Below are 11,357 nucleotides of genomic sequence, written 5' to 3'. Positions count from 1 at the left end.
GACCTAGTTTGTAGTTAACTAAGATGGTTAGCTAAAAACTGTCTTTGATTCTTTAACTTGTCCTTGTTATACTCGAAAAAGCTCGGAAGTATAAGAGTTTGTGCTGCCTATTTTTTCGGAAAAATAGGTTGTAATGGGAGACTCTTTGTTTTCCTAGACAAAAATAATTACTTTTTCAAAAAAACACTTTTCTATTTTTTTGTTGGGTATTTTATTCTCTGGAAGTCCCTAAGAGCTACTTTTGTGACTGTTTTCATGACGATCTATTTTTAGAACCTGTTTGAAAAGTTATAGGGCGTTGCTGATTTTAAGTATCAATTGTCCTCTCGGCAATTTTTAAAACCTAGCACTAAGGTAACTTGTGGATAGGAGGCACAATTTAGTATTCATGTCTTGATTCAGCGACACCGCTTTTTACCATCCTCCGATGCTGCCGCTTCTAGGCTGGTAATTGCGGTTTCTGCCGTCAAAATGTCAGGAATATCAGTTAAAATGGCAGTTTGATAAACCTGTTCATTTCTAGCAAATAAATTGATCATATCTTGAGAATAATTAGAAGCGATCGATAATAAAGCTCCAGCAAAAATATAGAGAGGTAAAGGCAAAATAAACCCCTTAGCCCATTGATAAAATTCCACCAACAAAAATAACAAAATACAACCCACAATCCAGACTTTCATCGCACTTTTTCCCCCTATTTTTACGAGAAAAGGTGAGCAAAAAGCCCACCTTTTATTTAACTAATACCAGTGAGAATTTATTCAATCACGGGAGCGATTAACTCGCGTCTTTCCCCCGAAATTACTTTCACCTTACCTTCCTCATCGATATCGACCATGGCCGTATCCCCATCAGAAACCCGTCCGGAGAGAATTTCCTCAGCCAGAACATCTTCCAATAGACGCATAATCGCACGACGTAAGGGACGAGCGCCGTAGGCCGGATTATAACCCTCCTCGATCAAGCGTTCTTTAAACTTATCAGTAACAGACAAAGTAATATTTTGTTCTGTCAGACGTTTAAACACATCCTTGAGCAGGATTTCGGCGATTTCCTTGACCTCTTCCTTATTCAGTTGACGGAAGACAATAATCTCATCGAGACGGTTGAGGAATTCCGGACGGAAATATTGTTTTAATTCCTCATTAACCAGCGATCGAATGCGATTATACTGGGCCTCGGCTTGATTATCAGCAAACTCGAAACCTAAACCACCGCCACCCTTCTCAATCACTTTAGAACCGATGTTCGAGGTCATGATCAATAGGGTATTTTTAAAGTCCACCGTGCGACCTTTGGCATCCGTCAAACGTCCATCTTCAAGGATTTGCAGAAGCATATTGAAGACATCGGGGTGAGCTTTTTCGATTTCGTCGAATAGCACCACCGTATAAGGACGACGACGCACCGCTTCCGTTAATTGTCCCCCTTCGTTGTAACCAACATAACCCGGAGGTGAACCGATTAACTTAGAAACCGTGTGCCGTTCCATGTATTCCGACATATCGAGACGGATCATCGCATCTTCCGAACCAAAGAAATAAGCGGCCAGAGCCTTAGTTAACTCGGTTTTACCTACCCCCGTCGGACCAGAGAAGATAAAGGAAGCAATGGGACGGTTAGGATTTTTCAGACCGACGCGAGCGCGACGAATGGCGCGGGACACCGCTTTAACCGCGTCCTCTTGACCGATGAGACGCTGATGTAGGGTATCTTCCATGTGCAGCAGTTTCTCGGATTCGGTTTCGGTCAGTTTATTGACGGGAACCCCAGTCCAAGAAGCGACGATGTGAGCGATTTCCTCCGCATCCACAAAGGGTTCATCGTTGCCATCTTCGCCTTTTTTGGTGGAAGCGAGATTCCGGATCTGGGTTTTGATTTCCATTTCCCGATCGCGCAATTCCCCAGCTTTCTCGAAGTCTTGACCGCGCACCGCGTCATCTTTTTGTTTGAGAATTTGCCGCAGTTCTTTATCTAATTCCTTGGCTGCTGGTGGCAATTGGGAATTAATCAAGCGCACTCTCGAACCAGCTTCATCGATTAAATCGATCGCTTTGTCCGGTAAGAAGCGATCGCTAATGTAGCGATCGGACAATTTCGCCGCCGCTTCTAGTGCTTCGTCTAAGATTTTTAGTTTATGGTGCTGTTCGTAGCGTTCCCGGAGACCGTAGAGAATTTCGATCGTTTCTTCTACGGAGGGTTCACCGACCATAACCGGTTGAAAACGTCTTTCTAGAGCCGCATCCCGTTCGATATGTTTGCGATACTCATCCAAGGTCGTCGCGCCGATACATTGCAGTTCTCCCCGGGCCAAAGCCGGTTTGAGAATATTGGCTGCATCGATCGCCCCTTCGGCTGCCCCGGCACCGATGAGAGTGTGAACCTCATCGATCACAAGGATGACGTTACCCGCTTGGCGAATTTCGTCCATGATTTTTTTGAGGCGTTCCTCAAATTCGCCGCGATATTTGGTTCCCGCCACTAACAAGCCGATATCGAGGGTGACAACCCGTTTTTCTTCGAGAATGTCGGGAATATCCTTGTTAGCAATGCGTTGGGCCAATCCTTCTGCGATCGCTGTTTTACCTACCCCCGGTTCACCGATTAGGACTGGGTTATTTTTGGTACGACGACCGAGAATTTGGATAACGCGCTCGATTTCCTTTTGTCGGCCGACCACGGGATCAAGTTTACCCTCGCTGGCCATTTGGGTGAGATTGGAACCGAATTCGTCAAGAGTGGGGGTTTTAGTGCGACCTTGGGAAGATGAACCGGCGGCCACTTCGGCGGTTTCCCCTAACATTCTGATCACTTGGGTGCGAACTTTCGAGAGATCCACGCCGAGATTTTCCAGAACCCTAGCGGCCACACCTTCCCCTTCGCGAATTAGTCCTAAAAGGAGATGTTCTGTGCCAATATAGTTATGGCCCAGTTGACGGGCTTCTTCGAGGGAGAGTTCTAAAACTCGTTTGGCTCTGGGGGTGAAGGGAATTTCCACGGCTACGAATCCGGAACCGCGACCGATGATTTTCTCCACCTCCACGCGCGCATCTTTGAGATTGACACCCATGGACTTGAGGACTTTGGCGGCAACTCCCGTTCCCTCTCCAATTAGTCCTAGTAAAATCTGCTCTGTTCCCACGAAGTTATGGCCAAGGCGGCGGGCTTCTTCTTGGGCGAGCATGATTACTTTAATGGCTTTTTCCGTAAATCTTTCAAACATAGCCTATCCATCACCTACACAAGCGACCCTAGATATGCTGATTTTAGCACGGCTTTTTAGTTTAGCCGTCTTTCAGTGATCAGTTATTGGGGATCCGCCTGGAAACCTGCCGATAAGTGGTTCACTCTTGCATAATCCCCTAGGCTCGTGGTCATCCCCATCTCTCGATCGCTTGACTATCGATCGCCCATTTTCAGGTCAAAACTCGAAGTATAAGCAGATTAAATATTACTACCTATTGACAAATGAGTGTATATGTTGTAGGACGGGGTGATATACAGAAAGTTGACCCCTATCGTTACTCTGGAGATTGTTATGCAGAAAGTTTTCGTAATAATATGTAGTTAGGCAAAGAGTCAGAGTTACATAGCTAGACTCATCCAAAGTTAATGATAAGATTGGGACATACACGGAAATGCAAGATCTACTCCTATGTTCTACAAACTTCCACTTTTGCTTACTCCTCAACCAGAAGGAGGATTTACAGTAACTTGTCCTCTTCTACCTGAACTAATCACAGAGGCGGATTCTTTGGAAGAGGTTCTGGAAAATGCCAAGGATGCCTTTGAGGCAGTTTTGGAAACTTATCAAGATTTAGGCAAAAAACTTCCAGTCAACTTGCAAGCCTTTAATCAGGAGTCACCTGCCCTAGTAGAAGCAATTATTTCTGCATGAGATACAAAGAACTAGCTCAAAAACTGAGGAGGCTTGGCTGTGAAGAAATAGAGAGAAAGTCAAAAGGATCACATAGAAAATGGCTGAATCTCTCTAATCAAAATGTAGCAGTAATTCCTGATTGGGGTAGTAAAGACTTAAAGATCGGAACACTTAAGGCAACCATAAAACAGCTAGGCATAGAGTGGAGTGCCTTTGAAGAGGCATAACAAGTCACTACATCCGATCATAAGGTAAACTACTGCTATCATCCAAAGTTAACGGTAATCAGTTATCATTAAGAAAACGCTGGATAGTTAACTTAACAGAATTAACCCCACAATCCCACCAGAAAAGCTTGAAAAACGGGGAACCGGTTATGCCAACCACCTACGATTGCGATTTAATTCTTTGGGCCCAGGATACGGCTCAACTTTTGCGGGAACAACGCTGGGATGCCATTGACTGGGAGCATTTAATCGAGGAAATCGAGGATTTGGGGAAAAGTGAACGCAGTGCGATTGGTTCTCAAATGGAGCGAATTTTGCTTCATCTGCTCAAGTGGCAATATCAACCCCAACGGCGCTCCGATAGTTGGCTGGATTCCATCAATGATGGGCGATCGCAAATTGGTCGCAAATTAGAGGATAGTCCCAGTTTACGGAGTTATCCCGCGCAAATTTTGGATAAGGAATATACCAGAGCGCGTCGAGAAGCCGCCAGACAAACAGGTTTAATCCTTAGCATTTTTCCGGAGTTTTGTCCCTATACTATCGCGCAGGTGATCGAAGATTGGTGGCCCCAGTGATAGCCTTGATTAAAGGTTAAATAATCCTAAATCCGGTTATTAAAGACTGATTATTTATTCTCCCTTTTTGCATGAGTGCATGAGCAGAAAACGGGTTTCTCCGAGAAACCCGTTTTCTGTGCGTTGCTCAACCGATTTAGTATTATGTGACAGTTGAGGGTGCGGAATGTGGGATTGATCGCCCATTTTCAGACCAAAACTCGAAGTATAAGCAGATTAAATATTACTACCTATTGACAAATTAGTATATATGTTGTAAGTCGGGGTAACATACAGAAAGTTGACCTATATCGTTGCTCTGGAAATTGTTATGCAGAAAGTTTTCGTATAATGTGTAGTTAGGCATACCTTCCACCTTCCTACCTTCCTTTCACTTTCAATCTAGATATGAGATGTCAGATTTAACAAGCATTGAAAAGATTAAACTAGAGAAATTGCTCGAAATGGGCAATGGTTATGTGCTTGATTTTTCAAACATAACCTTCCGAGAATTCGTCTTAGAAAATTTAAATATCGATATATATGATGAAAAATATAATTATAGTAGTGGCTCAAAAGCAAATCGATTAAGAGGTTTTTGGAAAGAAGAATCTAATTCTACAGTAGGAAAACTGATAGAAACACTTTTGGAATACTGGAAAACAAAAAAGTCAATAACTCGGAAAGCTATCACCACTGAGGAGGAAAATTTATTTAACGAATGTCAAAAAATTGTAGAAAGATTGCAAGGAGGTAATACAAAGAATCCTAATCAGGATTCTCAGAGGAAGGAGGAATTTTCTTCACTTCGATCCAGTCTTCTGCTGGAATTTGATAACTTTACAAAGTTAATAAATTCGGAAGATAAGAAACAGCGAGGATTTTCACTTGAAGACTTGCTAAAACGTATTTTTTCTCTTTATGAGATTCCAACTCAAAAAAGCTTTAGGAGAAATGAGGGTGGAGAACAAATAGACGGCGCATTTAAGCTTGAAGGCTGGTACTATCTAGTTGAATGTAAATGGACTCAAAACTTAACGGATATACGGCAACTTGATAGCCTTTATGGCAAAATCAGCCGCTCTGGTAAACAGACATTGGGATTATTTTTATCGATCAATGGTTGGTCAAAAAATGTATGCCCCTTACTAAAGCAGAATAATGACAAATCTATCATTTTGATGGATGGTTATGACTTACGATCTGTTCTTGTCGAGCATAATAATTTGGACCTGAAAAATTTACTTATGAAAAAGTTGGAATGCTTAAATTTGGAAGGAGAGCCATTTTACAGCGCACATCAACTATTACAAAATACTATGAACAATCAAATTGTGTAGTGTGATCGCAATCGCCGTAGGGTGCGTTCCCTGATGCAACTTCTACCGCTCCAGCGATCGATTTTGGGGAACGCACCATGCACATTGATTGAAACTGTAAGTGCGATGCCGCCCTTGTGGGCCAAGTTGGGGAATGTTAGCGAAGATTGCCAATGTTTAGGTTAAAATGGAGGGGCAAAAGTGGCAACGGGGTCAGGACAATGACAGTTAATCAACTCCGCTACAGCAAAGAAGAATTCGCTCGACGTGGTAAAGAGATTTATCAATCTCAGGTGCGCCCCCAAGTCGAGGAAGGCAATCATGGGAAGATTGTAGCCATAGATATTGAAACAGGGGCTTTTGAAGTAGCAAAAGACAGCCTCACAGCTTCCGATCAACTTTTAGCCCGATTGACCTATGCTCAAATTTGGTTCGTAAGAATCGGACATCGAGCAGTTCATCGAGTCGGTTTGATTGGGGCAAATTTATTTCAATGATTAATCAACTCTACGCTTGTTTTTGCACAATCTTCTCACTCAATTCTAGGAAGGTGGGACAATATTGGATTAATTACTAATAACCTAATATCTTATAGAGTTTTTCAAAAAGCTTGAGTTGGGTCAATGATCAGGAAACCTAACTATTTTCTAACCAAACGATTAGGAAACAGTTATGTTATGATTTTCAGAGTAAGCCTGAGATGATAAGACACCATGAAAAATCGCATCTTTACTGTTATTTTGTACAAAGAAGATAATATGTACATTGCTGAATGTCCAGAAGTTGGTACAGTAGATCAAGGAGAAACAATTGAGCAGGCGATTGCTGGATTGAAAGAAGCCACACGGCTTTACCTAGAGGAATTTACCTTACCAGAAACATCCCCTAGATTTGTGACCAGTATTGAGGTTAGTTATGCCTAAGCTGCCACGAATCTCTAGTCGGGAGGCAGTTAGATCTCTTGAACGCTTAGGCTTCGAGCAAGTTCGTCAAACAGGTAGCCATGTTGTGATGAAGAAAGAAACCGAAGAGGGCAAAATTGGTTGTGTTGTCCCTGTACATCAGGAATTGAAGGTTGGTACATTAAGTGGAATTCTGAAACAAGCCCAAGTCACCGTTGAAGAGTTCATTGAACATCTGTAAGGTCTGACAAATCACTGCACTCGAAGTGATAGCAAAAGTATTTAGTCCCCCCAGAGAACCCCCTTAGTCCACATAGCACACTTTTCTTTTTTTGTCAAATTTTATGTTAAGAAAGATGTAACTAATGGATAGGGGGACTGTCAAAGATTAACCGTCTTCGTATTCGGGGATTCTCTCTTTTTTCTTCTCGGTGATATTGATGCGGGGGGGATTGTAATCCGGTTCCACGTCATCATCCCACATATCATCCTCGGCCTTATCTTCGTAATCGTCGTACTGAGGACGAGAAAAGCTTTCTGTGCGTTCTGAGCGCGCTTCTCCCCAGTTATCTTCTTCTTCCTCGTATTCTTCCTCATAATAACGAGCTTCGGCCCGTTTTTGCGGTGGGGGAGTGGCGCGCAGGGGTTCTTTTTCCCATTCGTCCTCACTCCAGCGTTCTTCAACGGGTTTAGCGGCCTCAACGGGAGTGCGGAGGGGAATGCCCGTACCTAACTGATTTTCCGGACGAGCAGCGGGAGTATAATAAGCTTCTTCCTCTTCTCTTTCCCAGGGGGGACGACCAATACCCAAACGTTCCAAAACCCCCACACTAACTTGGGTGAGACGTTCTTCGGCCCCTTCAAAGACAATTAAGCGATTCGGACCACTGCTAACCACCTCTTCAATGGCAATTTCGTAGGTACTGATCAATTGTTCGGGGATGAGAGGCAATCCCAGGGAAGCGATGATAATGGAATGTAATTGACCACTAAGGGGATCAAATTGATAATCGCGGACTTTGCCTAAAGGTTCGCCGGTTTCCGTGATCACTTCACTACCGATTAAGGGAGTATAAGCATCGATATCGACGGATTCCAAGACGTTATCATCTTCAACGAGAACCACGTCTCCTGTCTGACTGATGCTCGATAAATACATATATTGAGGCATTCCCGACAGGGAGAGGATATTATCGCGGAGTCCCAGGGCAACTACTTCTCGTTGATCGATATCTACAAGAATATCTTTAACAACGCCGAGTTTTTTGCCTGTATTGCGAGTGATAACCTGTGTATTTAAAAATTCTGAACGTAAGCGACTATTCTCTGTGATCATTTTTTCCTATGGGTAGGCGTTAGGTCGTGGGAATACGAATTAGTGTAGGCTTAATATATAGGGCGAGATCGAGGGTTAATTTAGCGATATTGGCTTAGATCTTAAAGTTCCCTGAGATTAACACTTTTTTTAGCCTTGTTTGGGCGATAGTTTCGGGTGATAGATAGGGTTAAACCCATTTTAGCTAATTCTTTACATTTTTTTAGTAACAACAAAACAGGAGCTAGAGAGAAACTCCCTTGGCTCCTGCTGTCTAGATTCTGATTACATAGTTAAAGACTGCACCTCGGTTTCGATCAGTTTAGCTAAGTCTTGCAGGAAGGAGGCCGCATCGGCCCCGTAGATAACTCGGTGGTCACTGGTGAGATTAACCGTCATCTGTTTTTGCACCCCGAATAAACCATTATTGTGGACGACGATTTGGGGACGGGAAGCGCCCACTGCTAGGATCGCACCTTGGTTGGGGGGTAAGATAGCGGTAAAGCGATCGACTCCGAACATTCCCAGATTAGAAATGGTAAAAGTACCGCTATTATATTCTTCCGGTTGCAGTTGTTTACTGCGGGCGCGATCGACTAAATCTTTCCAACTGCGGGAGAGGGAATAGATATCCATCTGGTTAGCAGAGCGCAAAACCGGCGTAATTAAGCCACCATCGGGCATAGCCACGGCTACGGCCACGTTAATCGCCCCGTGGTATTGAATTCCTGCATCGCTATAGCTGGAATTAACTATAGGATGTTTAGCGAGGGTGTTGGCTACTGCTTTTGCTAACAGGGCCGTCATGGTGACACCCTTGGATTTTAGCTGTTGATAGAGTTGATCCAGTGGGTCGGTGGTGATAGTGTAGCCCACTTGGAAGGTGGGAACCTGTAGGCTAACCGACATATTCTGGGCAACGGCTTTTTGCAGAGTGGTGAGGGGAACAGTCCGACCGACTGGGGCGCTGGTTGGAATCGGGGCTTTAGGAACCGCTACAGGGACGCTGACGGGTTGTGGGGGAGTAATGACGGGAGCGGGGGCGGTGCTGACTTTTCCTGTCGCTTTTTCTACGTCTTCGGCGGTAATTCGTCCGTGGGGACCGCTACCCACTAGGGTTTTCAGATCCACCTTTAATTCTTTAGCCAGTTTTTTGGCCCTGGGAGAGGCGACTAAACGGCCATTATCTTTAACGGCGGCGACAGGGATCGAAACGGGAGGCGGAGCGATTTCTGGGGTCTCTACGGGCTTGCTAGGGGCAGCTGTGGCGGTTTTTCCCTGAGCTTTGGCCAGTTCAATTTCCGCTTCAGTTTCGGCGATATAGGCGATCGCTTCCCCCACGGGTGCTTCCTGGCCAGCTTCGACTAAAATTACAGCGAGATAGCCATCATAAAACGATTCCACGTCCATGTCGGCTTTGTCGGATTCGACCACTAACACCGTTTCCCCTTTGCTGACTTTTTCCCCGGGGGACTTCACCCAAGAAACTATTTTTCCTTCGGTCATGGTGGAACTGAGCGCGGGCATGAAGATATCTCGAATCATGGTGGAGTGCTTCTATCTCTAATGTTTTGAGCCATAGCGCATTTTACCACAGTTGATGGGGTTGGGGCTTTTCAGTTATCAGTTATCAGTTATCAGTTATCAGTGAGCAGTTATCAGTGAGCAGTTATCAGTGAGCAGTTATCAGTGAGCAGTTATCAGTGAGCAGTAATCAGTTATCAGTAATCAGTAATCAGTGAGCAGTAATCAGTGAACTGATAAGCTGTTGACTATCTAAATTGCTCGTTAAGATTGCAGGGGAGCGCCGGAGCTGCGGAGCAGGGAGAAGCAGTTTGAGCATTTGTACTAAAATTTCCAAGACGCGGTTTAAATTCAGTACAGCTTAACTCACATCTGATAACTGAAAACTCACATCTGGTAACTGATAACTGATTACAAAGGGAAAAAGAGAAGGGAAAACGGACCCTTCTCCGTCGTATCTAGACAAAAATTGTTCTAGTTGCCAACATGAACCGGTTGTGCTTGCAGAGATTCGACTAAACCGCGCACGGCTGCCACCATAGCCACTTCATTATCCAATTGATTGATCGCCGAACCAACACCGATACCGGCCGCTCCAGCAGCGATCGCCATAGGAGCGGTGACAATGGATAAACCGGAAGCGCAGAGGACGGGAACCTTCACTGCGTGGGAAATAGCGTGGGCTGCCGCTAAAGTCGGGGCAGCTTTTTCAATCAGTCCCAAAATACCGGCGTGACGGGGTTGACTGCTAGTGCCGCCTTCAGTTTGAATAATGTCAGCACCCTGACTAACTAGAGCTTCTGCTAGTCTCACCTGTTCATCGAGGGGTAGGAGATGGGGAACTGTCACAGACAGGGTAATTTCGGGCAGTAAGTCGCGAGTTTGACGGGTTAGGGCTAAAACTTCCGCCGCTTCAAAAATGCGTCCTTGGGCATAAAAACTATCGAAATTACCGATCTCAATTAAATCGGCTCCCGCGTCCACTGCCATCACCAACAATTCTGGCTCGACGGCCGATACACATACGGGTAAATTTGTCAAGGCTTTTACGGACCCAATTAGGTCAGCATTAGCGGCAATATCGACAAAAGTTGCTCCTCCGGCTGTAGCGGCTTTAACTACTGAGAGAACCTGCGAGCGATCGAAATTATTTAACCCACTGATCACTTTCAGGGCATGACGACGGGCGAAGGCTTGCTGTAAGGCAAAATTGATCATTAATCTACACCTATCTGGAATTCTCAAAAAACATTTTCCCACCTTCTCGCCGATCAGAGGGTGGGATTTGAGAATTCTTAGGGAAATTTTCTTTAATTTAGGTGTTGATTCTCTTGGTTTTTGCGCTTGAGGTTTTGCAGTTGTTGCAGCAGTACCTCGATTTCCGCTTCTAAATGCAGGTATTTCACCTGTTGGTCAGCTTGGTAGGTGGTGCGAATCTGTTTCATGGCGGAGGATTCCTTTGTTAGTACAGTTGTCATAGCGGTATCTATAGAGTGCTGATTATGTTTAATTGTTTCAATTTGTGTATAGTACCTTAACAATGTCTTAAAGAAAACCTTTTTATGGTAGTTTCTCAACTGGCACAGGATGAAAGAGGGGAAAAATTCTTGCAACCAAGGGGATCGGAGTGCGA

At 44.5% G+C, this 11,357-nt stretch carries 13 protein-coding genes; 7 read left to right on the top strand and 6 right to left on the bottom strand.

From position 1 onward, the window contains the following. Positions 1 to 398: 398 nt before the first annotated feature. Entirely contained in the window at positions 399 to 680 is a 282-nt protein-coding gene (locus IM515_RS08630; RefSeq protein WP_287629694.1) for a hypothetical protein, read from the bottom strand. 77 nt (positions 681 to 757) lie between these two features. Next, a complete protein-coding gene (locus IM515_RS08625; protein ID WP_004160623.1) occupies positions 758 to 3,223 on the bottom strand; it encodes an ATP-dependent Clp protease ATP-binding subunit in 2,466 nt (821 codons plus the stop codon). A 432-nt stretch (positions 3,224 to 3,655) separates the two neighbouring features. Between IM515_RS08625 and IM515_RS08620 the strand changes: the two genes are divergently transcribed. The 7 genes from IM515_RS08620 (at position 3,656) to IM515_RS08590 (ending at position 7,126) form a co-directional block, all read left to right on the top strand. Then, complete coding sequence (locus IM515_RS08620; protein WP_016515139.1) at positions 3,656 to 3,898, top strand: type II toxin-antitoxin system HicB family antitoxin; 243 nt, start codon at positions 3,656 to 3,658, stop codon at positions 3,896 to 3,898. Next, entirely contained in the window at positions 3,895 to 4,107 is a 213-nt protein-coding gene (locus IM515_RS08615) for a type II toxin-antitoxin system HicA family toxin (RefSeq protein WP_287629693.1), read from the top strand. Before IM515_RS08620 ends, IM515_RS08615 begins: the two co-directional genes overlap by 4 nt. Positions 4,108 to 4,256: 149 nt before the next feature. Beyond that, positions 4,257 to 4,685: a DUF29 domain-containing protein gene (locus IM515_RS08610; RefSeq protein WP_287629692.1), complete on the top strand. Its 429-nt coding sequence runs from the start codon at positions 4,257 to 4,259 to the stop codon at positions 4,683 to 4,685. Positions 4,686 to 5,077: 392 nt separating this feature from the next. Continuing rightward, positions 5,078 to 6,004 (top strand): restriction endonuclease, encoded by a 927-nt coding sequence (locus tag IM515_RS08605; protein WP_036401709.1) that lies wholly within the window; start codon positions 5,078 to 5,080, stop codon positions 6,002 to 6,004. Between the two features lie 200 nt (positions 6,005 to 6,204). Continuing rightward, entirely contained in the window at positions 6,205 to 6,480 is a 276-nt protein-coding gene (locus tag IM515_RS08600) for a hypothetical protein (protein WP_002801699.1), read from the top strand. Positions 6,481 to 6,696: 216 nt separating this feature from the next. Beyond that, positions 6,697 to 6,906, top strand: coding sequence for a type II toxin-antitoxin system HicB family antitoxin (locus IM515_RS08595; protein ID WP_002734849.1), 210 nt, complete (start codon positions 6,697 to 6,699; stop codon positions 6,904 to 6,906). Continuing rightward, the gene (locus IM515_RS08590; protein ID WP_149987308.1) at positions 6,899 to 7,126 is read left to right on the top strand and encodes a type II toxin-antitoxin system HicA family toxin; all 228 of its coding nucleotides are present in this window, start codon (positions 6,899 to 6,901) and stop codon (positions 7,124 to 7,126) included. The genes IM515_RS08595 and IM515_RS08590 overlap by 8 nt, the downstream gene beginning before the upstream one ends. Before the next feature lie 147 nt (positions 7,127 to 7,273). Here IM515_RS08590 and IM515_RS08585 read toward each other — a convergent pair whose 3' ends face one another. From IM515_RS08585 to IM515_RS08570, 4 genes are all read right to left on the bottom strand, one after another. After that, entirely contained in the window at positions 7,274 to 8,221 is a 948-nt protein-coding gene (locus IM515_RS08585) for a PRC-barrel domain-containing protein (protein ID WP_287629691.1), read from the bottom strand. 264 nt (positions 8,222 to 8,485) lie between these two features. Beyond that, entirely contained in the window at positions 8,486 to 9,745 is a 1,260-nt protein-coding gene (locus IM515_RS08580; RefSeq protein WP_287629689.1) for a dihydrolipoamide acetyltransferase family protein, read from the bottom strand. A gap of 453 nt (positions 9,746 to 10,198) precedes the next feature. Next, positions 10,199 to 10,942: a DUF561 domain-containing protein gene (locus IM515_RS08575; protein WP_287629688.1), complete on the bottom strand. Its 744-nt coding sequence runs from the start codon at positions 10,940 to 10,942 to the stop codon at positions 10,199 to 10,201. A gap of 92 nt (positions 10,943 to 11,034) precedes the next feature. Then, the gene (locus IM515_RS08570; protein WP_002756735.1) at positions 11,035 to 11,202 is read right to left on the bottom strand and encodes a hypothetical protein; all 168 of its coding nucleotides are present in this window, start codon (positions 11,200 to 11,202) and stop codon (positions 11,035 to 11,037) included. Between the last annotated feature and the right edge of the window lie 155 nt (positions 11,203 to 11,357).

This window comes from Microcystis sp. M44BS1 (assembly GCF_020244875.1).
Classification (GTDB): Bacteria; Cyanobacteriota; Cyanobacteriia; order Cyanobacteriales; family Microcystaceae; genus Microcystis; species Microcystis panniformis.
The sequence above is the reverse complement of the archived record's forward strand: the minus strand, read 5'-3'. Positions and strand labels throughout refer to the sequence as shown.